Consider the following 23366-nt stretch of genomic DNA (forward strand, 5'->3'; position numbering starts at 1 on the left):
ATCGAAGCCTTACCGATGTATTGCAGCGGCAGAGCGGCCGGTGATGCTCGGTTGATAATATGCATATGCTCTTTTAGTCGTTGATTCTTAATCGGTTTCACTTTCAACTGGCTTCTTTTTGACAGGTGAGAGTTGATGTCCGAGCGGTGTGATGTAGTGGTATTGGGGTTGGGGGCCATGGGGGCCGCTACGGTGTATCAGTTGGCGAAGGCGGGTGCGAATGTTGTTGGTATCGACCGCCATCACCCACCTCACAACCTGGGATCCAGCCATGGCGATACGCGTATTACCCGGCTTTCGGTGGGTGAGGGCGCGCAGTACGTTCCCATTGTGCGCAATTCCCACCGCATCTGGCGCGAGCTTGAGCAATTGTCAGGGGAGTCGCTGTTCGAACAGTCGGGTCTATTGGTTCTGACTTCGAGTCCCGAGTTTGACCCCAACGATAAAACCGACTTCACATTGCGCACCATCGGCCTAGCACAGGCCTATGGCATCGAGCACGACGTTTTAACCGCCGACCAGATTCGCCAGCGCTTTCCACAATTTGCCAACGTACACGACACTGCCATCGGCTATTTCGAGCCAGGTGGAGGTTTTGTACGTCCTGAACGTTGCATTGATGTGCAGCTCAAGTTGGCCGAGCAACACGGAGCAATCCTCTACAAAGGCGAAACCGTCACTGGGATTAGCTCGAATGAGCAGGGAGTCCATGTCACTACGAATCTGCGCACGCTCTTTGCAAACAAGCTTGTGATTAGCGCCGGCAACTGGAGCGGCGGTTTGCTGGGCGAGCCGTTTGACAGCCTGCTCAGCGTCTACCGGCAGAAGCTGTTCTGGTTCGGGCTGGAGGAGGGCGCCGAGTTGGTGGATCACTCACCGACGTTTATCCTCACTCACGGCCGTGGCGACGACAAAATCAACTACGGCTTTCCCGCATTACACGGCGAGGCCAGCCTGAAAATCGCCACCGCGCAATACCACACTACTTCGTTGCCGCAAACAATGGATCGTACGGTCTCGTCGGCGGAAGAGCGGGACATGTATGAGCACCAGGTGCGCGGCCGCATCGTCGGTGTTACCTCGAACGTGGTCAAGTCTGCTGTCTGCGCCTACACCGTGACGCCGGATCGCCATTTCATTATCGATGAGCACCCGTCGTGGCAGCACACCTTGGTGGTGTCCGCCTGTTCCGGTCACGGCTTCAAACATTCCGCCGCGTTGGGCGAGGCGTTTGCACAGTGGTGCATACGCGGTTCGACCGACTTGGATCTCTCGTCTTTCTCCCTTAAACGCTTCGAGCGCTATCAATCATATTGTTAAGTTCAATATCTGCTGACGAAAGGCTTGGAAGCAGAGAGAGGAAAAGAACTAAAGCTAAACGCATACATTCCCTTATTCACATAACGTTTGGTAAAGGGGCGGCGGAACGTCGTGCCCGCGAGCGACTTAAACCATGTGTTAGACGCGAGGTAAGTCAAGCATTGAATGTGCAGGCGACGCCAAATGTACCTCAAGCCGAACCGAAAAGGTGGGCAACGAACGTGCGGGCGTTGGCAGATAAAGAAAGGCGAGGCGATCAATAGCGTTGCACTTCCTAATTGGCCTCAGTTCAAGGCAAAGAGGTATCTACGAAACCCGGGGCGATTCAGACAGAGTCTTCAGACTGGTCGGAAAAAGTGACGCCGCGCTCTCCCATGTGGCAGCCAAATACATTCTGTTTCTCTATTTGGGACTCACAGGAGGCGGAACGCTCGCGCTCTGGATTGCCGGGATGACGCCATTTGATGCCGTCAATCACGCCATGTCGTTGATCTCTACCGGTGGTTTCTCGACGTCGGACGCCTCGCTTGGGCATTGGACACAGCCTGCTATTCACTGGGTGGCAGTTGCCATCATGATTCTGGGTAGCCTGCCTTTTACGTTATACGTCGCGACATTACGCGGCCATCGGCGCGCGCTGCTGAAGGATCACCAGGTTCGTGGATTTATTGGGTTCTTGGTCTTCGCGTGGTTGGCGGTAGGTACTTGGCTTTGTCTTCACAGCGATTATGGATGGTGGGATGCATTTCGTATCGTGGCGGTGAATGTGACATCGGTTGTCACCACCACCGGCGTCGCCGTCGGCGATTACACCGTGTGGGGCAGTTTCTCCGTGTTGCTTTTTTTCTATTTGACCTTTGTGGGGGACTGTTCAGGCTCCACAGCGGGGGGTCTTAAAATCTTCCGTTTTCAAGTGGCGGCAACTTTGACGTTCTCATTCTTTTTCACCATCACGATTGCTGTGATTGCCTTGGGCTTGAGTCTGATTGGGCTGGATTGGACAACGGCGTTGAGCGGTGCCGCTACAGCGGTGTGTAACGTCGTGCCTGGGCTTGGCACAATCATTGGGCCGGCCGGTAATTTTTCATCACTGCCGGATGCCGCCAAATAGCTATTGACCATAGGCATGCTACTTGGACGGCTGGAAATCCTGACAGTGTTAGTGCTCATAACGCCGGTATTCTGGAGATATTGAGTGTTCACTGTTTATAGGCTGGAGCCAAGATAGAGGGTCAGCACTCAGGGCCGTCGCGACGCGAAGCACCGATGCATGTGCGGCCCAAAGGCTACTCGGTGATCCCATTCAGCGTGCAGTAATCCTTCCATGGCATCTCAACCATTTCTGACACTTCCCGATGAAACGCCAGGGTCAGGCGTTTCAGCTCTTGGGGGGACTGCGAAATCATTGTCAGCGTCAGCTCCCACACTTCTACCCCAAGCCTTGCGGCCTCTTGCTCAAAGGCCGATTCAATACACAGTTTCTTTTCAGCCTGACTCAGTCCCTGTACGGCGTCATTGAGGGATGAATCGCCTTCGAAGAATTTTGATAGCGCGAGCTCTTTGCGTAGATCATCGGAGTTCATGACCTTCTCCTCACTATTCACGTTACCTGGGCTTCATCGAACCAGCTGCGAACCGTCTGGGTAAAAAATAAATGCACGGTATCCCACCAACGTCGCCACCAATGACCTTGCTCTGCGTCCACTAGGACCACCAATGGGCGACTCCCCAGCTTATGCTCGGCGTCGAACAGGTCGAGTCTTCCGACGACCGTGCCTGCCGTGATAGGGGCTTCGATGGGGCCATCAAACGCCAGGCGCATCTCGACGTCACGATTTTTATTCTTGGGCAGCGTGAGGGTCATGTCTTCAAGCAAACCCACATTCACGTAGGGTTGTATGCCTTTCCAGAGCGCCACCTGCGAGAGTACTTCGCCACCTTTCTTATAGGTTTGGGTGGCATAGAAGCGAAAGCCGTAACCCATCAGTTTCTCTGTTTCTGCCGTACGCTTATGGGCGCTACTGGCGCCCAGAACTGCGCTGATCAAACGTTGCCCATCCCGCTGTGAGGAGGCGACCAAGCAGTAGCCCGCCGCCTCTGTGTGCCCGGTCTTCAAGCCGTCATAGGTGGAGTTACGCCATAAAAGCGCGTTGCGGTTGGATTGCTGAATGCCGTTCCAGGTGAAGGTTTTCTTGGCGTAAAGAGGGTAGTAGGTGGTCCCTTCGTTGATGACTTTTCGAGCCAGGGTCGCCATGTCACGTGCGGAAGAATAGTGCTCCGGGTCCGGTAGGCCGGTGGAGTTCATAAAGTGGGTGTTGAGCATTCCCAGTGTTGAAGCGGTTGAGTTCATCATCCCGACAAACCCGGCTTCGCTTCCAGCGATATGTTCGGCCAGCGCAACGCTCGCGTCATTGCCTGAGTCGATGATCACGCCGCTTAGCAAATCGTGAACCGAAGCAGAGCTGCCGGGCTTGAGAAACATCCGTGAGCCACCTGTACGCCAGGCATTTTCGCTCACGACGACCTCATCATTTGCGCTTATCAGGCCAGACTTAAGCTCATGCGTCGTGATATACGCAGTCATTAACTTGGTCAGGCTGGCCGGTGGTAGGCGTGCATCACTGTTGTGGCTGGTAATGACCCTGTTCGTTTTCGCGTCTATGAGTATCCAGGCTTCGGCTCCCAGCTTCGGCGCAGCGGGGATCATTGTCCCCATGGTCGCGTTGGCAGCCAGAGCGGCATTCGCCCAAAGAAGCGGTGGTGTTACACAGAGCACGGTTAAGACACGCAGGAACAACAGATATCTCACAAGCAAAAGGCCTTGGGTCAGCAATATGTGCTGCCAAACTAGGCCTGGGCGCCGAGGCGCTCAAATTAACCAGTATTAAGTAAAATTTAATGTTCAGGTACAGATCGATCCGTGGCTTGACCGCTGAACATCGGGCAGTGAATCAATACGCGTGTTCCCCTGCCCGAGGCACCGGGGTGGATATCCAGTGTGTATCCGTGCAATTTCACTATGGCGGCGACTAACGACAGGCCTAGGCCGTGGCCTGGGTTTATCTGGCTTCCCTCGCCGCGATAGAGCCGGCGAATGACATGCGTACGGTCCGCTTCAGGGATGCCGGTACCATCGTCCACTACTTCAATAATGACAGTTGAGTCCTTGATGCTCCCCCGCAATTCGATATGGCCGCCCTCCGGGGTAAATTTAATGGCGTTATCGAGCAGATTGACCAGCGCTTCGAACAGTAACGAAGAGTCGCCATACACCTGGGGACAATCGCTGGGAATGTCCAGCGAAAGCGTTTGGGCGCAGTCCAGTGCCATCGGTTCGTAAAACTCATGCGCCTGTTTCAACAACGTCATGATCGGGAAGGGCGCAAAGGCAGAGCGGCGACGAATATCCTCAAGCTCAGCGACCCGCAGCAGTCCTTGAAAGCGCACCATGATCGACTCGCTCTCCTCAAACGCCTGATTCAAGGTCTGCTTATGTTCTAGGGCCAGCGGTAACTGCTGGAGCTGATAGAGCCGTGCGCGTAAGCGGGTCAAGGGTGTGCGCAAATCATGGGCAATACCGTCGCAGACGCTTTTCACCTCATACATCAACTGCTCTATGTGATCAAGCATCGTATTGACGGCGTTGGCCAGCATATCCAGTTCATCGCGGCGTGCTGACAACGGCAAACGCTCAGCCAAGTTGCCCGAAACGATACTTTTGGTACACAGCTGCAGGCGTTTGACACGACGCAATGGGCGACGTCGCAGTAAGCGCCAGCCAATCAAACCGGGGATGAGTGTTAATGACAACCCCCACATCAGGGCCTGCTCAATAATGCCACCCACGGCGGAAATCGACCCGCCGTCACGTGCCAAAATCAGGATATGTCCGTCAGGGCGCCGTGCCAGCAAGGCATAGCTGCTTCGGGTTTCGGTGCTGGGTAACGCAATGCTCAGGCCGCGCTCAAGGTAGTGAACCTGGCCGTCGTCGGGTAGGTTGGAGCGCAGTTTCAGCAGGTCGCCGGCGACATGGGTGCCATCGGGTCCAAATAAACCGTAGGCGTCGATCCCGGGGGTCGAGTAAGCCTCACTCGCCGCCAACTCAGCAAGCAGGTTCGAGTCGTCGACCTTTTGATAATAGTGGGCGCGTTGCAACAACGTACGCTCGGCAACCGTGCCCAGATAGTGGGAGATTTCCCAGTACAGTACACCGGTAAAGAGTGCTCCCCACGCCACGAAGAACACCGCGTAAAACCCGATCAATCGACTACCGGACGAGCGCCATTCCTCATTTTTTGGTGGCGAGGACATAGCCGGCACCGCGTATTGTATGGATCACAGGTGAATCTTTGTCGCTTTCCAGCTTTTTACGCAGTCGTCCGATGTGCACATCAATGATGTTTGTCCCGGGATCGAAGTGATAGCCCCAGACGCCTTCAAACAGCATGGTACGAGTGACCAGTTGGCCGGCACTGCGCATCAGGAAGTTGAGCAGTTTGAACTCGGTGGGCAGCAACTGGATGTCTTCGTCATTGCGCGTCAGCTTGTGCTCCACCAAGTCCAGTCGCAGGTTGCCGCAACTGAGGTGTGGGTTGCTGGGGTCTGCGGCGGTGCGTCTGAGCAATGCGTCAAGGCGCGCGATCATCTCGACGGCCGAAAAGGGCTTGGTCAGGTAGTCATCGCCGCCCGCACGAAGTCCCAGAACGCGCTCATCCACGTCCGAAAGAGCGCTGATCATTAGGACCGGTGTCTGAATCCCAAGACTGCGCAAGGTGCTGACAATCGTCAGCCCGTCAAAGTCCGGCAGCATGCGATCCAGCGTAATGGCGTCGTAGCCGCCTGCAATCGCCAAGGCCAATCCCTCGCGTCCAGTGGCAGCCCACTTTGAGCTGAAACCGTGGCGTTGGAGTTCAGCTACGATGATTTCGGCCGTCACCTGATCATCTTCAATGACCAACGCATTACTCATGACTTCCCCCATTTGTGCGTGTTTTTCGGCGCTCCCGACTCAATGCCGACACCCAGTGCAAGCGAACCTTATTGATCTAAGTTGCGCGCGAATACTAACTATTTCTTAACCCACCTTAACCCTCTCACCTCGCCTACGCGGATATATTCGTAATAACAGCCGAACGCGCTCACGGACATGAGGGCAAATAATGACAACCTATCTGGCTTTCCTCTTGCTGACATTCGCTTTGGTATGCGTCCACACAAATTGGCTCACCCACAAAATAAAATCGACGTGATGGGGCCACTGAGCTGGGAGTGAATAGCTATATTTATCTGGTCACTGCCGGTTGGACGTGACCGTTTAACCCGTTAATCTTGTTTTTGCATGTTATTGAACCTCAACAACGGGAATCTGCTCGGGTGATCAAACCGATATTGCTGATACGTCGTCGCTTTGCCTCGATCCGATGGCGTACTCGGGTGACACTCTGGGTCGCTGCTACCCTCGCAGGGTTGCTGGTAGTGATGTTCGCCCGGTTGGCTGACCTGGCGCTGATGCAGTTCGCCCAACAGGCCGTCGCCCGGCCGTGGCTGCCGTTTATCTACACGCCGCTGATCGGCATGTTTGTGGTGTGGATGACCTCGCGTTTTTTTACAGGGGCTCAAGGTAGCGGTATTCCCCAGGTGATCGCGGCTACGCGGTTGGCCCACCAAGGCAAGCCCGTGAATAAGTTGGTATCGTTGCGTCTGGCCTTCGCCAAGATAGGGCTCGGTACCCTGGCCCTGACCGGTGGTTTTTCAGCGGGGCGTGAAGGCCCTTCGGTGCAAGTCGCCGCCTCGATCATGCATTTCTTTCACCGTTACCTGCCCAACGCACGCATCATTCGCCCTGAAGACCTCATCCTGGCCGGTGGCGCGGCGGGTATTGCTGCTGCCTTCAACACGCCCTTGGCCGGTGTGGCCTTTGCGGTGGAGGAGCTGGGGCGCAAGTTGGAAACCCGCACCAGCGGGGTGTTGCTCAGCACGATCATTTTGTCGGGTATGGTCGCGATAGCCTTGCAGGGCAACTACAACTATTTCGGGCACTTCGACGTACAAGAGGCCAATTTCGACATCGTTCTTCCGATACTGGCGATTGGTATTGGCTGTGGTGTTATGGGGGGATTTTTCAGTCGGATGCTCCTATGGCCACAGCGGTATCGCAGTTTTGTCGTCTGGGAATGGCGCCGCCTGCATCCAGTCTGGTTCGCAGGTGGCTGCGGCATGATCGTGGCGACTCTCGGTTGGCTCAGCGGTGGGATGTCCTTTGGCAGCGGTTACGGGATCACCTCCCAGATCATCGTGTCCGATGTTGGTTTGCCGTGGCACGCGCCGATTACGCGTTTTCTTGCGACCGTTGTGACTTATTTTTCCGGCATACCGGGCGGTATTTTTGCCCCCTCTTTGGCGGTAGGTGCCGCTGTCGGTGCCAATGTCGCTGAATACTTCGCCTTGGCGGCACAGCCCATCATTGCACTGTGCATGGTGGGGTTTCTGGCAGCAGTCACGCAATCGCCGATCACCTCTGCAATCATCGTGATGGAGATGATCGACAGCCATGGCATGGTCATTAGTCTGATGGCTGTTGCACTGATTGCCAAAGCAGTCAGTGCCAGGATGGGCCCCGAGCTCTATCAGCAGTTGGCGCGTGGCTTTCTGCAATCGGACGGCAGTGGCGCCGCCGCGCAAAAAGCCAACACGTAGATTGGGTCAGTGCAGCAGCGGTCGCGCCGCTGCTCTGAGCTTGTGCCGGTCCTCTTCGAGTACAAGCGCAGTGTTCGCGTGCTTGAGCAGCAGTTCTGCGTACCGTGTACAGGCACCCCTGAACATCGCCGGGTTTATCTGTGCCAGGCTTACAAGGGCCTTCATCATGCGCAGGTCGACTTCCACTAGACCCGCGCCATCTCTGGCAATCGGTGCGAAGAAGTCATCGAACATGTCATCCACCGTCAAACCGCGCAGGTAAACGTGCTGGCAGTGAGCGTCGATTTTCGCGGCGGGTTCTTTAGGTGTACCCCAACATGTCAGGCTTCTGACGCCGCGCCCAATGACGTCAATGGCGGTGCCGGGGTCATTGACGGCCGGCGACAAAGCGCGGGAGGCGATCTCCGACAACACTGACAAGCCGAACCGGGGGTCGTGTTCGAACGTTCGACGCACGCCGATAGCCAGGGTAGCGATGATTTTTTCGTTGCTCGACGCCAGTTCCTCCCCGCGTACCTTGCTCAAGCTAACGGTTCTTGCGAGCGGCATGCCGACATGCACAAAGCTTCCCGGCAAGACGTCCATAAATATCTGTATCTCGTCTGCATTGGCGATCGCGCCTAACGCCTGAACGTCAATGTGCTGGACGTACCCCGTGTGGAGGCTTGTGATGATCAGCGCAGAACTGGGGATCACTGACTCGCAAGGGTAGGCGGCCGCCCCCAAATGCGGCCATTGGACTCGATTGTTAATGGCATCAATGGCTGCCTGCTCGACACGGTCAATAGTTTCTCCCACCCGCCCAAGCTTGGACAAATGATCGATCCAGCGCAGCAGCGTGTAGACAATCAGAATGACCACGACAATGGTTACCGCGAATAGCAAAACCCTCCCTTGTGTACCGTAGGCGCCGGTACTCAGCGCAATGATCCCAACTAGGCTGAACAGGAAGGAGCCGATAAAGGTGGCCAGGGCATTTTGTGTCGTGGTGTCTTCCATCACCAGGGTGGTGGCACGGGGCGTCACACCGCTGCTCGCCGCACCATAGGCGCTGACCATGGTGCTTAACGAAAAGGTCGTCACCGCGAGCATGCTTGAGGCAATGATGCCCAATATCTTATCGACGGCGTCGGCACCAATGCGGGCGGGCAACGACTCGGGAATGTAGTCCTTGAAGAAAACGGCGAGTAACGCGGTCGCAATACCCAGCAACGAAAACAGGCTCGCCCTGAACCACAGCCGTTTGGTCAATTGGTGTAGCACCCAGCGCCAGCGTGCGAGCATTTTTTATACCTTCTGCAAATAACACGATGGGACCCACCGCAAGGATTCAGGGAAACGAAGGCGGTGAGTTGATTATCCTTAATGGAGTGTTTTGTCGGGCCGAGGGTTCATCCCTCGTCTTTGGTTGCCGCACACGGAATGACTCGCTTGACCAATTTACCGATCGACATGCCTTGGATTAGGATAGAAAAAACGACCACCAGGTACGTCAGGGAAACCACGATATCGCGAGCCGCGCCTGAGGGCAGCGACAACGCCAATGCTACCGATATCCCGCCACGCAGGCCGCCCCAGGTCATCACACTCCAGGCACCTTCCGGTAGGCGGAAGCGTTTACCCAATACCGCGATGGGAACCCCTACAGTCAACAATCGTGATAACAAGGTCAGCAATATGACCAGCAGGCCCGTGGTGAGCAATGGGTTGGAGAACTGGATCAGAACGACTTCCAACCCGATCAATACGAACAGCACAGCGTTGAGTATTTCATCGATCAGTTCCCAGAACATGTCCAGGTTTTTTTCAGTCTGCTCGGACATCGCATGGGAACGCCCTTGGTTACCCACAATCAGTCCCATCACCACCATCGCCAATGGGCCGGAAATATGGAACTGAGTGGCGAGTGCATAGGCGCCGAGAACCGAGGCCAGGGTGATGAGCACTTCCTCCTGATAGCTATCGATACTCTTGAGCATTCTGTAAGTGATATAGCCCACGCAGGAGCCTAACAGAGCACCGCCTCCGGCTTCCTTGAGTAACAGATACGATGCACCGATAACCGACGGTGCCTCCCCGCTGGCGATCATTGCGACGATCAGCGAAAACAGCACGACACTCACGCCGTCGTTGAACAGTGACTCACCGGAAATGACCAGTTCCACGCTATGGGGCGCGCCGGCAGATTTAAGAATACCCAACACGGCGATGGGGTCGGTGGGGGAGATCAGTGCGCCAAACACCAGGCAATAAGACAACGGTAGCTGCAGTTCTGTGAGGGACAACAGCGCCCAGAGCCCGAAGCCGATGAACAATGTTGAGAGCGTTGTCCCTACCAACGCCAAGGATGCAACCTGCCATTTGTAGGCCCGCAGCTCCGACAGGTCCACATGCAACGCGCCAGCAAAGAGCAGCAATGACAACATGCCTTGCATCAGCAGTTCGGAAAAGTCGATGGACTCCACCAGCGACTGCTCAAGGGTATGCAAGGCATGAAAGCCCAGCGCATCGAATGCCATATTCAAAAGTGACAGGCCCAAGGCAATGCCCATCACACCGATAGCGGATGGCAGGCCAACGTAGCGCCGATTGAGATAGGCAAGTACTGCCGTGATGCAAAGGAAGATCGCAATAATGTCCAGCATTGACCCGCTCCAATAACACAGGATGAGGAAAGCACCCTCGGCAATGCAGATCGCAAATGCCTCTGACCGTTCAGAAATAACCTCCACCTGCGCTGTACATTCAGTGAATGCCGCGCCTGCCGGGATTATAAATATGAAGGCCAGCCGTACAGAAAGGCCACTGCCCTTTGCGATGTAGGGCGCTCGCAACTTTAATTCTTTTCAGCATTTCGAGGTTTCATGTAAATCGAGTTACAGGAGATCAGCGACCACCTCTATCGTTTTGCTCCATTTGATACGCTGCCAAAGGAATCGGTAGACGCCATCGCTCGGCGGGTAGAAGTGAGTTATTTCAAGGCCGCAGCGACATCCTTGAAGCGGGCGCGATCATTCATGACTTGCACTGTGTGCGTAGCGGTGCGGTGGAGATTTACCGGCGAAATGGCGAGCTCTACAACCGACTAGTCGAAGGCGACCTCTTCGGTCAGGCCGGTTTGTTGCGCAGTAACAAGGTGCGTTTTCCCGCCCGGGCCTTGGAAGATAGCCTGATCTATTACATACCCGCCGACGTGTTCGCTGACCTTTGCGCGCAGCATGATGCTTTCGCTGATTTCGTTGAAGCTGAGGGGCACTCCAGGCTCAAGACTGCCGTTGAGGCGCAGGGGCGTGCCAGTGAGCTTATTCAGCTCAAATGCCGAGGCCTTATCTCTCGGCCCTTGGTGTGGGTCACATCGGATACCTGCGTCGGCGACGCGGCAAAAATCATGACAGAACAAAGCGTTTCTTGCGTTCTAGTGATGTCATCAGCGGGCTTGCAGGCGGCTGAAATCCAAGGGGTCGTGACGGATCGGGACCTTCGCACACGCGTTGTCGCGGCCGGCCGAAACGCTGACGAAACGGCTGCCCGAGACATCATGACGGCCGAGCCGGTAACGATAGGCGCAGACGACTCAGTGTTTGAAGCGATGCTGGTGATGTTGCGCCGGAATATTCACCATCTGCCGGTTGTCCATCATGGCCATCCGATTCGGCGTGTGCTCATTGTTACGTTCACCCAGACGAATCAACAGGAACTGATCCATCGCCTCCGCACCCAGGTCGGCGATCGCTACAACCTCGAGGTTCTGGGCTGGTACACATTCTTGCTTCGCCACTTTGTAAAACCGTTCCTGCCATTCAAATTTCCGGGGGAGCGGGTAGGGGGCTTCAACTTCGAAGGTCGCCCTAGCATGTACGCGAAGAACAAGCAGAGATTTATGGATAGTAGCAACCAGATCTACGCATGCGAACTCGGACGCCTCGCGCGGGAGCTTATCGCAGCCACCCCAGCGTTGATACGCAGACTTGAGTGCCTCTACGACGAAATCTTGATCGACGAGGTACAAGATCTCAGTGGCTACGATTGGGAAATCGTCCATGAATTACTTGAGTCGCGGGCCGACGTCCGCATGGTTGGTGACGTGCGCCAAGCGGTGCTCTCAACAAACCCTCGGGGACAGAAAAATAAACAATATGGGTATGCAGGTGCACTTGAATGGTTCCTTGCACGCGAAAAGGGAGGGCTGCTTAGCATTGAGTATGCGACCACGACTTACCGCTGCCGAACTGAGATCGCTACATTCTCTGATTCCATTTTTGATACGTCATGGGGCTTTCCAGAAACAACGTCAGAGAACCACGTAGCGTCTGAGCATGATGGCGTGTACTTGCTGCACTCCAAGCATGTCGACCAATACGTTGAGCGGTACCGGCCTCAATGCCTACGCAGTACTATAGCTTCTGGCAAAGAGTTCCCGTTGGACTTCATGAATTTCAAAGTGTCGAAAGGCGCCACATTCGAGCGTGTGATAATCATGCCTACGGCGCCAATAAAGTCCTTCATTCAGATAGTGTCACAAGGGCTGAAAGGGCAAGTCCCCCGACTCTTTATGCTGTAAGAGCATTGCATTGTCAGCAACCAGCCTTCGTTAGGCAATATCGCGGACAGTCCTTGGCATGTGAGCTTCATGTCGGATGATAGTGACACCTCGATCACAGACGACATTGTCTTTGTGAGTGAGGCGAGGGTGGATGAATGCCGTAGAACATGCATGCGGATTACCCGGGCCCGAAAAAAGAGTGAGACGTCAGCCCAGTTGCACTGGGTGATGAGCCAGGTATTTCCGACGCTGATGCCCAATGTGGTGTTCGAAGGCAGCCGCCCTAGCATCAAGGCGCTTGAGTTCGGTGATAGGCCTTTTTAGAACATTCAACGACCACAGCAAGAGGTGCTCGACTTGACAGCGATAGGTGCTAAAAGTCAGGGGGTTTTCCGCAAAATGCCGCAGGTACGCACGCGCGGCCAGGTATCCGTCGACGGCCAGAAGCTCTTTATCGAAACTTTCCAGTAGTCATTGACGCTGCGTATAGATGACCGACCCACAGTAAAATCCTGATCTAGAAAATCATCATGGGATTCAAATGCAACGGTCACATCAGCAGCATGTCGCCTGCAGGAAACGATGAACAAGGAGGCATGCAGAACCAATCAATAGAGTTGCACATTTGCACAAATTCTTACCACACAGTTTCAAATTTGCGGACAAAAAGGCAACAGCAGGGGTGTTCACACTCGAAAAGTCTCAAATTCGCGCAGTCGCAAGGGAGGTATGTGGGATTGGACACGAACCGAAGTGGCTGAGCCTGATACATTATTTAACATAATATACATTATGCGAACCAACAGAATGTCCTCGTTGGGCTCTGCTTGGCGCTTTTCACCAAGCGGCCCCCCCTGTAGTACTCGGAGTCCGCCGAACCAACCTTGACCCCAAATCTGGAAGTAATCGCGTTTTCTAGAGGTCTCGATTCCATAGGGTTCACTTTACTTCTCGCTTCATACGTTTTTCTCGGAATCACTTCGGCACGCTTGTCAACCGTTCAATGCCTATGCGTCACCGTCTTAGATTTGAATCATCCTGTAAAAAAAGCGCTTGGAGACGTTGAGAAAGTCATTCAGGAATCGACGCTTGTAAATTTGCTTCCATGTACCATGAAACCACGCCTCACTAAACATGCCGAAGAAATCGGACAAGTGGCTCCAAAAGTTTGCTGGAAGCGAACTTAGATGCTTGGCATCAAGGAAGTAATCCTAGGTGCATGGCATCAAATCTCAGGCGCGACACCTTTAATATTTAATGCGTAAAACTTCAATATAGTCCTTAATTACCGCACATTGAGTTCAGGTGGATGATCAGGTCATCGAGGCTACATTTTTGGCCATCGCACCAAGCGGATCGACACCATTCGGTAGGCTGGACACCCTCGTACATTTCGATTTAGCTTGCCGATATCGCCGCCGCTGCGGTCTAGATGTGGCCCACCCGTAAAAATGGCGCTTTAGGTGACGCCCACCGTCCCCAGCGCGAAAGCCTTGTAGGCCGGGCCTTTGCATGCAAGCAACGCCTCACGAATCTCCATAACATCGTTTTTTATTTCTGGCGGTACCGGTCAAAAACACATGGTTTGGTTCCGGACCACGATGGATGCCCGGCCAATGAAACTTGCGCTGATTCAAGCGTCGCGCCGCTAGGGGCCAGGCCACGAATAAAACACGCGCAGCCGTCCGGATCTGAGGCTGGCCATTTTACGGTGACGGATTTATCGCCCAGAGCCAGTTAGATGATCACCGTCTCTTCTGCTGCGCGCTTGGGTGCAGCTTGTACGGGGATAAAGGCCGGCAGAGTTGCGGGTGATTGATCCCGGTCGCTTAAAATACGAGGACACCATCGCCCTAAATACTGGAGTTCGGTAGGTATGTTCGCCATCCGCTTTCAATACATCAACAGGATCCGTAACAGCTTGCGCGACATAGAGCAGGAGTAACATCTCTTAGTCGGAGTGAGCCGGCCTATAGATTTGCGGGACTTATGCTTTCGCACTCTAAATGAATCATGCTAAAATGCCATCTTTTTAAGCATTGTAATTCGCGATCATTTTTCGTGAGTAATTTGCTTCCGCCTTGGTAATGGATTTTTAAGGATTGTGACATGCGTCGTATCTTAATTGCGTACAGTAGTCCAGCTGATGAAGAACCACTGCGGTTAGATCGCGAGCAACGACGCGTCAACCAAGCTATAGAAATAGAAAAAGCGGCGGCGCTAGTTGATTTTAAACAAGCGGCGACCCTTGAGGATTTGGCGCGGGCGATAGCGCAAACCAAATATGATATCTTGCAGTTTTCTGGCCATGGGGACAGTGGCGGGTTCTGTCTTGATATGCCCTCAGGCGACGAGGGTCACTATGTCGAATCCAAGCGACTGGCTGCACTGGTTGAGGCGACGCAGCCAGCGTTGTCCGCTGTCGTTCTTATGTCTTGTTATTCGGCAGATGCTGCAAAAAACTTTCTAAAAATTTCACCATATGTGATTACTGTTTCGGGGCTGGCTAATGACCAGGCAGCAATCGATTTCTCAGGTCATTTTTATGAGCACTATTTTAGAACGGGATCAGTTGAGATTGCGTTCAATTTTGCCAGCGCATTTGTGCATGACACACTGGATGTTAGTCTGACTAAGGGGGATGCGCACGAAAGAACAATTCCTCGTCTGGCGGTTTATCCTCATCCTCATAGAGATCCTCTTTATGTCGATCTCACAGAGGCGCGAGATACTATCGCAAAGCTTGATATATCCGAGGAGCGATTCTCATCAATAATGACTCGAAAATTGAAAGTTCACAAATGGATTTTTGATGGTGAGCGCGAGGACGTAATCCTACCAATTGCTGGTTACTTTGCTAGGTTTTCATGGAGAAATGCAAGGGATGTGGTTTACTGTCATTGGGTCTACAAACCCGATGCTGGGCTAAGTGTGGAGGTTTGTAGTTATATTGCGGAACTTATAGTTTGTTATAATGACATTTACGTTAGTTCTTATCGGCGCAGTGACAAGCCAGTGGCTCAGCAAGATCCACGAGCTTTCCGCTATGCGCTTAAGAGCCTTCATGATCTGAAAGATTATTTTCTGCTGAATGATTCCAAGTTCTCAATCTTCGAGGCAGTGAACCAGATTGGCGCCCGGATGTTATTGGCTACATGCGTCTCCAATTTGGCAAAGGCCGACCAGAAGGTGGCGCTTGGAGAACTATCCAGTGCTGTGATTTATGCAGAAACGGCGCTAAGCGCTATTCATGACGCGATCACGAGTCTTGTGGAGAGCATTTCGACCGGAAAATGATTTCCTTTTGACGCTTTGCACATGGTACCAAGCCTCAGCTGCAGGAGGGCAAGAGCGCGCGTGGATTCTTGCCTATCTTCATGAGATCTATCAGGCGCCGGTTTGGCGGAATAGCAGGTTCATCTGGAGCTTGTGGCAGTCCTGCTATCAGCTCCCGAGCTTTTGGTGAGCCGAAGGTTGCTCGCCTCCCCTGCCCGGATAATGCAGTTGAATATTACTCGATACACTCTAGTCAAGAAATACCACTAGGGCAGCGGCTGGGAGAGCGGACTGTTTTGAGAATTCATAATCCAGGGTTTCCGTTACCCTTCGCCGCTGCTTCGTACTATTATGAGATCCGTAGCATAGCCACCATATAACTCAACTAAATATTCATTTAGTTGAGTTAGGCGATAATGCTTTATTGAAACACATCTCAAGGTTTCATCTGAGGCTCAGACCCCACCGGCTCTGATCTTTTTATCGCGCCCTCTTTGTCCTCTGCATTCAGCAGCGCAATGATTTCGCTAGGACTAAACCCGTACTGTAGCGCTAAGTGGTCGAGCTCCCCAAGAAACCTTAAGCAATCCGCCACTCCCGGATCGTCCATCAGCTCGCAGGACAAGCGATAACGCAGCCCGATGTCCTGATTCAGCTCGATCAGCCGGCCCAGCTTCTGATGGATGGTTTTGCCTTGGCCCTCACCCATCTTCATGCCCCCCTCTCTACGCGGGCCTCACCCTCGATCAGGCTGAAGATGTGCCTCAAACGCGATACGGTCAGATTCGGTGCAAGCTCTAGATCTCCCCTCAACATCAGCAGCTCCACCACATCCTGAGAGGTAAACCCAAATTTTTGCATCAGCCCCTGAAGCTTTCCGTAGAATTCCACGTCTTGCGCATAGCCTGGATCCTGCTGGAGTGTATCAATCCGCTGCCTGAGCGTTTCGATCTGCTTTTCTGCGAGGCGGATGCCGACTAAACCGTGTGGTGAGGGGCTCATAAGGACTCCGATGCTTGACCTTCGTGATCCGATAGGGAGAGTGTACTGCACCACCCTCCACCCTAGTACCGCCCGTCTGATTCAAAATCCAGATTGTTGCAACCTTGGTAACTCAGACCCTGCGTTAAAATGGGGGGTCAATAGATTTTTACAGATATAGGTACAATGCCAAAAAACCGTAGGCGCCCTGCAATATTTGTGGCTCCAACCAAGGACTGTTTTAAGCATATATTGAAAGAGAAAAACTGCTCAAAAATTGCCCCCCATGCCGTCGGGCCGCAAATTCAGTTTCCTCAGCGATGACATCCCACCACACCTGAGCCGCATGTCTTGATCGCTCGCAGACCCGTGCGGTTGCGAGAAATCGACTATTCCAATAATTGACCTCTGACGTCCCTGGTTGCTATGCCGTGCCGTCGTCGCACCGGCCAAACGCGACTGTTTGGGTGTTTAGCCGCCCGTCCTGCAAAGATTCAAATGCCCAGTCAGCCGTGCCTTTACAGCCAAGAGCCATCAGGACGTTAAGGCAGCGGCGCTTCACAGCCTGATTCGCAGGGGCAAGTGTGCTGCGCCAAGCGGTCATTAACCCGAATGGGAGAATGGGAGTAAATGGGTCGCGGCCCCTGCTACTCAGCGTTGATCCGCTTACTCACCGAAGCCAGCCTGCGCTTAACGCCAATTTTTGGATTCAAAGCCAGCGCTTCCTCATAGACCTGTACTGCTTCGGGGTACTGGCCCAGCTGTTCGTGTGCAAGCCCTTGGACTTTGAGCGCTGTTGGCTTCCAGGCAGGGTTTTCATCTGCACCGAGCGAGCGGGCACGCTGTACAGCAGTCAGGACTTCCTGGGTGCGCTCGTCTGTCAGGTCGTCCTCCCCCAAAATTTTTTCTGCAGCGAGGATGATGCGGTCGTAACGGGAGGAACTGAGGTTGGCGTCGCCGAGCTGATCAGCATCCACGAATTGGCCATGAATGTCGTACCGGAAGCTGCCCATGTCCTTGAACAGCGCCACGAGTTCGCCCGTGCTCTCGTCCACTTCGTAGCTATCAGGCCATCCGGCCTTCGGGGTGGCACTGTACATTTCGACCCGATTGACCAGGTCAAACAGGAACACCTTGTTGCCATGATCCGTCGGGCTGTTGGCGGTAGCGCAGAATGCGTATTTCCCATGCCTAGAAATGCCGCTGGTGAGAATATTGGCCGTGAGCTCTCTGGTGAAGACCAAAGAGCCGCTGGGATCGTAAACGCTGAATGTCCCAGACAGGGTGCTGCCAAAATGCCAATCTTCCAGGCAAAACATGCCAGTGTCACTCACGTGTCCATTGTTTGGCCTGGGCATGCTCCCCTGGCATGAAACGGTACCGCTGTTCAGATCTGCAAGGACGTAGGCCCCTAATCCGGACTCCCTATGACCTCCGCGCCCTGCTGATGGATCAGAATCTCGCCAGGCGATCGCCCACTTCTTGGACTTGGACAGTTGATAGACGCCTGAGAAATCCAGCGACTCTATTCGGAGAAAATGCTTGTCACGTCGGATCTGAGGGGTAGCGCGTAGCTCTGGCTGAGCGGCTAGGGATTGAGCCTGAGCGGGCTGGTGCTTTGTTGCGGAATCGAATTTGACGGCCTTGGGCCCATTGAACAGCCAGCTAAAAATGCCCATCTCCTACTCCTTTGGAAATTTGAGCGTACTGGAATGCGGACGCATATTCCGAATAGTGTACTCGTTGCTCAGCGCCTAGCCACACACGACCAGCGGGAGCCATTAGCCTCGCAAACGATGCTCGCTCACTCTCCAGGCCTCTCACTCAACACCTGCCGCAATTGCTCAGCAAGTATCGGGCTCGTAACGGTGCGCCTTGGTCACGCCACTGCGCAGATTGTCGGGCACCAGGATCTGTGCGGTGCCGCCGAAAAAAGCAAAACAGCGGGCGTGCGAGCCCAGCCAGTCGGGCAGTTTCTGCGACCAGGTCGCCTCGGCGAAGGTGTAGCTGGAGGCGCCGAGGACGGCGACGAAGATCTGGGCCTGGCGGATCTCTCCGGTTCGCCGGTCGATGATCGTCACGGTCTGACCCGCGTAATCGACGAACAGCTTTTCGCCGGCGCGATGTTCCTGGCGCATGACCACGTCGACCTTGGCGGCCCAGAGCCGGTAGTGCTCGCAGAACCAGCTGTATTGAAAGCCTTGCTGATGAGCGAGTCGGTACTCTTGCCAGAGCAGAGCCAGAGTCACGCCGGGGCGGCGCAGCTCGGCATGCGCCCAAGCCCAATCAGGCATCGGCCTTTGATCGCTGGGAGCTGTTGGTGCTGGCGGAAACAGGCATCGCTCCAGCTCGGCGTCCGACAATGATGTCGGCCAAGTCAGCCCGCAAACGTTGAAACGGTGCAGGTAATTGCCGGCACTGCCGCTGCTGATGCGCAGGCTGGCGGCGATCTTGCGCACGGACAGGCCGGCGTCGAACTTTAGGCGTAGTACCTCTCGGATTTTACGCATGGATATACGCTCCACGACGACCTCTTCGCTTCGATAAAAGAGGCCGATGGTAGTGAATAGTCCTGCGTTGCTGCCTGCCTGAGCGTGGGTCGGATCAGTGAGAAATCACTGTCCAAGTCAGCGTGGAATCGCTGTCCAAGTGTTCGTGGAATGGGTGTCCAAATGCGCGTGGAATCCGCAAATAGCGGCCATCCGGTGTTATTGGATACATAACGCGTGTCTCGTAAGCTCATAAGACTAGGGACAACCAAAACCTCCGTATAACTTCATCGCACTTGTCTTTCAGTGCTGTGAGAGAACCGTGGGGCTGCCCCAGGCATGACGTTTTGTCTCAATTCGACTTGACCAGTCGTTTGCGTTCAGCGCGGCTGAGGCCGGTATGGCTTTGGAATCGTCATTGCTCGGCAAGCTATTCTTCAGGACGACTCGGGCCTTCAGGTGAGGCGCCGTGAATCTTCATTTGAGGAACATCACGTGGGCATCTAAACGACGACAAAGTTGATCAGCAACCGCCGCGAGGTGAATACCAATCTGCTGCTGACTGCAGGATGGACATTACTGCTCGTGGCTGATCGCCAACCCCTCTGCTAAGGCTTAATATCGATGTGAGCGTTGCTCAACGGTTGGCTACGCCCCGCTGCGCGCTCTGGTGACACGTATACCTCCAAATTCGCCTGGTGTGCACCTGAACCTTTCTTGATGACAGGCTCGCGGTACACGTAGCGTCCATCAGCACTCTGGTACATAGACTTACCTTCATATCCAGGATAGGGCTTCTTCACTGCCCCTTCGCCGACAAAGGCTTTCCCGACCGCATCCATTTCCTCAACAGTGGCTGTACCAGCCGAGTAGTTCATAATGAAATCGTCTTGAAGCCGGTAGAGCTCCGGATACTCACGCATAGCTCCAGAGACCACGGTCTCATGAGTTGCCATTAACTTCTCCGCCCGAAGCCTGGGGCCGCTTGCCGCCTCAACGAGGATTTTAAGAAATTTAGGTACCTTTTCTTCGACTGAAGACGCCCCGATAAAATCCTTAAGCTTAATGGCAATATACCTGGCGTAATTAACCGCCATTTCAATAGCGACTATATTTCTGGAGCTTACAACCGCCAAATCTTTAAATATCTCTATCCCTCTCGCAATTTCCCCAGCATACCCGAGGGTTGCCACGCTAAATATTGCAATGCCGTACTCGAGACTAGAGAGTTGTTCTCCCGTAATCATGTTTCGACCAGTGAGCGACTCGTATAAAGCCCTAACCGTTCCTGTTACAGGGTCAATCCCTATTAAAAGATCAGCAGCAGATCTAGCGATGCTGTAATAGTAGGCCGTTGAATCTTGATCACCCTTAGCTTCCGCTGCATCAGCTAAAACTACAGCGTTTAGCCCTATTGCTTTTATGTCTTGAGTGTCTGGGGTTGTAGCTGGGACTGTTTCAAGATCAAAGTAGGCTTTGCCAGCCAAGTCTTTGAATTCGCTATTTTGTGAAGACCATTTCCTTAAATGATCGGGATTTCCATCCTTCGAATACTGCACGAGCGCGCCAAAATAGTCCTTTTTGTTGTATATCTTAAGATATTCGTCAGTGGATATGTCTTCTTTGGGTGCACTGTTTATCTGCTCCCATTTCTTGGAGATCTCAGCGGCTCTCGCCTTCTCCTCTTCGGACTTTCTATTTATAACCTCTTGCGGAGGCATAGACGGAGAGGCCCCAATTGCCCCAGTCACAGGCCCCGATGTACCACCGCCGAACACCTGATCCATTCCTTGTCGGAGTGTATCGTTTCGCTGCTGGTCGACTGGAGCCTCTTGCCCTGGCGGGTTGTTACAGCCTCTGCCTGTATAATAGTTGCAAACTAAAGAGCCACCGGCAAAAGCTGAAATATGGAAAAGCGCCAGCACGGCGTAAGCTAGCGGCCTATAAACATTCGCACTCATTGCTGGGAAACTCCACCAGATTGCGGATCTATTCTATAGATAACTCCGTATGAAGCCAGCTTCTTCAAGTCCGCCCCAACGACATCTATCCTCCATTTCCCCAAGCCAAGGCCAGCTATATCTATTGGGATAGATTTACTTTTAGATTCAGTATCAATCACCTTCGGCTGTGTGATTCCCTGCCTGTACACCAAGAATTTCACCTTCAGAGGGCCGGCATTCACCGCTTTCACATTTACAATGAATTTCGGGTTGCTAATGTAGCAGGTTCTCTCGTCCTGAGATCCATTTTGATAAACTGCTACAGAAGATATTACTGACGGCTCGGCGATATATTCTCCATACTCTAGCTCTGCATTCGCCCCGGACATAATCAGTTTCTCTGCATTCTCACGCCGGTCGTCAATGTCTTTCAGTGCAGCCCTAGTCGCCAATTCAAATGACTTCTTATATTCCTCGCTGTCAGAATTGCAACTATCTTTCGCCTTGCAGCTCAACAAAACTGTGTCCATTATCAAAAGACGCTCAATGGAATAGGCTATTCTCAAGCAATCTATTTTTTCTTGCTTTAGAGTTTCCGCATCATTTTTCTTGGCTAAATCATCGACTTCCTTAATTTTCCCTTGATATCCCTTGTCCACGTCTGAAATGCATTGGTACATACTTGATTGAGACCTACACGCATTCTCACACATTTCAAACGCGATCTTGGCCAGCACATAGGTTGCACCTGCCGACTGAGTCCAAGTGAGAGGGCCGCTAGCAGCAACTGCTGCTATTAGACTAACCCCTCCCGCCTTGTTGCAAACATCAACATCATTTTTGTATTTGTCGTAATTCGACTGACAGCTTTGTTTGTAATCTTTCTGTAAATCATCCGGCTTAGATCCAGGCAATTTACAGCTCAAACTAAAATTCGTTGCCTGCTCAAGAAACTTCCCTATGTCTTGACCTGCTTTCTCTAATGTTTTCCCTGTGTCTTGGGCTGCTTTTTCCAATGCCATTCCAGAGTCCTGTACACCCTTTTCCAAGGCCTTACCTGCGTCTTGCGCTCCTTTTTCAATATTTTTCCCGGCGTCGTTTACTGCTTTTTCGACAGTTTTCCCAATATCTTGAACCGCCTTCTCTGAGGCTTGCCCTAGATCTTCAATTGTTTTTCTCGGGTCTGGAATTGTTATCGGAGGAAGTTTAGGAAGCTCAGGGGCTTTAGGAAGTTGAGGTAATGGTATGTTTACTCCGCTTTTGCAGGCAAAATCTAGGTCTCCACAACCATAAAAGGTGGAACTTATTCCACTTACGATTGAAAATATGATTGCATTTTTGAGCCAGGCCTTATTACTCATAGATGTGATCTCCTGTGTTCTTATTCGGCACTCCTATTACCACACCACAAGATGCCTTCTGATATCAAAGCGCTATTTTTGCATTTTGCAAGGCCACATCTGATCGATTGTTCGCCCCGTAGGGGCGCCTAGCTCTGGCTCGGGCTTTTGCTCTGGCCCGAAGGGCCACGCGCCTCGCGCGTCGCGCATTTGCATTTCCGGCGCAGCCGGGCTGTGCCCTGCAGCTTTCCGGCGTTAGCCGGCCTATCTCTTCGGCACCTGGGCGGCCACCCTGCCGGGCTGAGCCCTGCAGCTCTCCGGCGTTAGCCGGCGGCCTTTTCGGCGCAGCCGGCCTATCTCTGCGCCCTGGCTCTCCCGGCTGTAGTGGTCAACTGATCCCGGACACTGCGTTAAGTTTTTCCTCGGCGACCGCAGGCGGTAACCCCTCGTTGAACTGATGCGGCCGCTGCCAGTTGTAGCGCTGCATCATGAACTGACCGATATCCTGTTGGGGCAGTGACGCGCTCATGTACCCCACTGTCGGTATCCACTCCGTTTTCAGGCTACGAAAGAAGCGCTCCAACGGGGCGTTGAGTGAGCATCTTTCCCCCAGTCACGCTCATGTCCAAGATACTCAGCCCGAGATGCTGCTCGCTTGGGCCATGACGGTGGGGCCGCAAACGCTGACCTCGACAGCGATGTGGTGGCTACGGCCTATGCAAACGACTGGTCAAGTCGAATGCAAATGACTGGTCAAATCAATGCAATTACCCAGATC

Annotated in this window: 15 protein-coding genes and 3 pseudogenes; 5 read left to right on the forward strand and 13 right to left on the reverse strand. The window is 53.5% G+C overall.

Going from position 1 to position 23366, the window contains the following annotated elements; genetic code table 11:
- Positions 1–135: 135 nt before the first annotated feature.
- Positions 136–1320 carry an N-methyl-L-tryptophan oxidase gene (solA, locus tag HCF10_RS09615; RefSeq protein WP_131696340.1) on the forward strand — a complete coding sequence of 395 codons (1185 nt, stop codon included), beginning with the start codon at positions 136–138 and terminating at the stop codon, positions 1318–1320.
- A gap of 326 nt (positions 1321–1646) precedes the next feature.
- Positions 1647–2515 (forward strand): annotated as a pseudogene (locus tag HCF10_RS09620) (TrkH family potassium uptake protein); the annotation flags it as partial.
- Between the two features lie 91 nt (positions 2516–2606).
- On the opposite strand, the gene HCF10_RS09625 reads toward HCF10_RS09620, so the two are convergent.
- The 4 genes from HCF10_RS09625 to HCF10_RS09640 all read right to left on the reverse strand — a co-directional run bounded on the left by HCF10_RS09625 (position 2607) and on the right by HCF10_RS09640 (position 6289).
- The gene (locus HCF10_RS09625) at positions 2607–2903 is read right to left on the reverse strand and encodes a DUF6388 family protein (RefSeq protein WP_131696339.1); all 297 of its coding nucleotides are present in this window, start codon (positions 2901–2903) and stop codon (positions 2607–2609) included.
- A 17-nt stretch (positions 2904–2920) separates the two neighbouring features.
- Positions 2921–4036, reverse strand: coding sequence for a D-alanyl-D-alanine carboxypeptidase family protein (locus tag HCF10_RS09630; RefSeq protein ID WP_237683100.1), 1116 nt, complete (start codon positions 4034–4036; stop codon positions 2921–2923).
- A 179-nt stretch (positions 4037–4215) separates the two neighbouring features.
- Positions 4216–5631 (reverse strand): sensor histidine kinase, encoded by a 1416-nt coding sequence (locus HCF10_RS09635; RefSeq protein ID WP_167655371.1) that lies wholly within the window; start codon positions 5629–5631, stop codon positions 4216–4218.
- Positions 5609–6289 carry a response regulator transcription factor gene (locus HCF10_RS09640; protein ID WP_131696337.1) on the reverse strand — a complete coding sequence of 227 codons (681 nt, stop codon included), beginning with the start codon at positions 6287–6289 and terminating at the stop codon, positions 5609–5611. The genes HCF10_RS09635 and HCF10_RS09640 overlap by 23 nt, the downstream gene beginning before the upstream one ends.
- Positions 6290–6693: 404 nt before the next feature.
- Between HCF10_RS09640 and HCF10_RS09645 the strand changes: the two genes are divergently transcribed.
- Positions 6694–8016: a chloride channel protein gene (locus HCF10_RS09645; protein WP_131696336.1), complete on the forward strand. Its 1323-nt coding sequence runs from the start codon at positions 6694–6696 to the stop codon at positions 8014–8016.
- Between the two features lie 6 nt (positions 8017–8022).
- On the opposite strand, the gene HCF10_RS09650 is transcribed toward HCF10_RS09645, so the two are convergent.
- Together HCF10_RS09650 and HCF10_RS09655 are read right to left on the reverse strand one after the other, a co-directional pair.
- The gene (locus tag HCF10_RS09650) at positions 8023–9300 is read right to left on the reverse strand and encodes a DUF2254 domain-containing protein (protein ID WP_131696335.1); all 1278 of its coding nucleotides are present in this window, start codon (positions 9298–9300) and stop codon (positions 8023–8025) included.
- 107 nt (positions 9301–9407) lie between these two features.
- On the reverse strand, positions 9408–10661 hold the full coding sequence (locus HCF10_RS09655) for a cation:proton antiporter (protein ID WP_131696334.1): 1254 nt from the start codon (positions 10659–10661) through the stop codon (positions 9408–9410).
- 386 nt (positions 10662–11047) lie between these two features.
- On the opposite strand from HCF10_RS09655, the gene HCF10_RS31360 reads away from it, so the two are divergent.
- Together HCF10_RS31360 and HCF10_RS09670 are read left to right on the forward strand one after the other, a co-directional pair.
- Positions 11048–12577 carry a CBS domain-containing protein gene (locus HCF10_RS31360; RefSeq protein WP_337782114.1) on the forward strand — a complete coding sequence of 510 codons (1530 nt, stop codon included), beginning with the start codon at positions 11048–11050 and terminating at the stop codon, positions 12575–12577.
- Positions 12578–14668: 2091 nt separating this feature from the next.
- Positions 14669–15856, forward strand: a complete 1188-nt coding sequence (locus HCF10_RS09670) for a hypothetical protein (RefSeq protein ID WP_167655372.1) — start codon at positions 14669–14671, stop codon at positions 15854–15856.
- A 415-nt stretch (positions 15857–16271) separates the two neighbouring features.
- Here the strand turns inward: HCF10_RS09670 and HCF10_RS09675 are convergent, their stop codons facing one another.
- The 7 genes and pseudogenes from HCF10_RS09675 to HCF10_RS09705 form a co-directional block, all read right to left on the reverse strand.
- Entirely contained in the window at positions 16272–16550 is a 279-nt protein-coding gene (locus HCF10_RS09675) for a hypothetical protein (RefSeq protein WP_167655373.1), read from the reverse strand.
- Positions 16547–16837 (reverse strand): hypothetical protein, encoded by a 291-nt coding sequence (locus HCF10_RS09680; RefSeq protein WP_167655374.1) that lies wholly within the window; start codon positions 16835–16837, stop codon positions 16547–16549. The genes HCF10_RS09675 and HCF10_RS09680 overlap by 4 nt, the downstream gene beginning before the upstream one ends.
- A gap of 626 nt (positions 16838–17463) precedes the next feature.
- Complete coding sequence (locus HCF10_RS09685) at positions 17464–18495, reverse strand: tetratricopeptide repeat protein (protein ID WP_237683088.1); 1032 nt, start codon at positions 18493–18495, stop codon at positions 17464–17466.
- 174 nt (positions 18496–18669) lie between these two features.
- A pseudogene (gene istA / locus HCF10_RS09690) lies at positions 18670–19326 on the reverse strand (IS21 family transposase); the annotation flags it as partial.
- Between the two features lie 587 nt (positions 19327–19913).
- Entirely contained in the window at positions 19914–21266 is a 1353-nt protein-coding gene (locus tag HCF10_RS09695) for a pre-toxin TG domain-containing protein (RefSeq protein WP_167655375.1), read from the reverse strand.
- Positions 21263–22609 (reverse strand): hypothetical protein, encoded by a 1347-nt coding sequence (locus HCF10_RS09700; RefSeq protein ID WP_167655376.1) that lies wholly within the window; start codon positions 22607–22609, stop codon positions 21263–21265. Before HCF10_RS09700 ends, HCF10_RS09695 begins: the two co-directional genes overlap by 4 nt.
- Before the next feature lie 367 nt (positions 22610–22976).
- Positions 22977–23189: pseudogene (locus HCF10_RS09705) on the reverse strand (integrase core domain-containing protein); the annotation flags it as partial.
- Positions 23190–23366 lie beyond the last annotated feature (177 nt).

It is taken from the genome of Pseudomonas sp. B14(2022) (genome assembly GCF_012030485.1).
In the GTDB taxonomy this organism is placed as follows: domain Bacteria; phylum Pseudomonadota; class Gammaproteobacteria; order Pseudomonadales; family Pseudomonadaceae; genus Aquipseudomonas.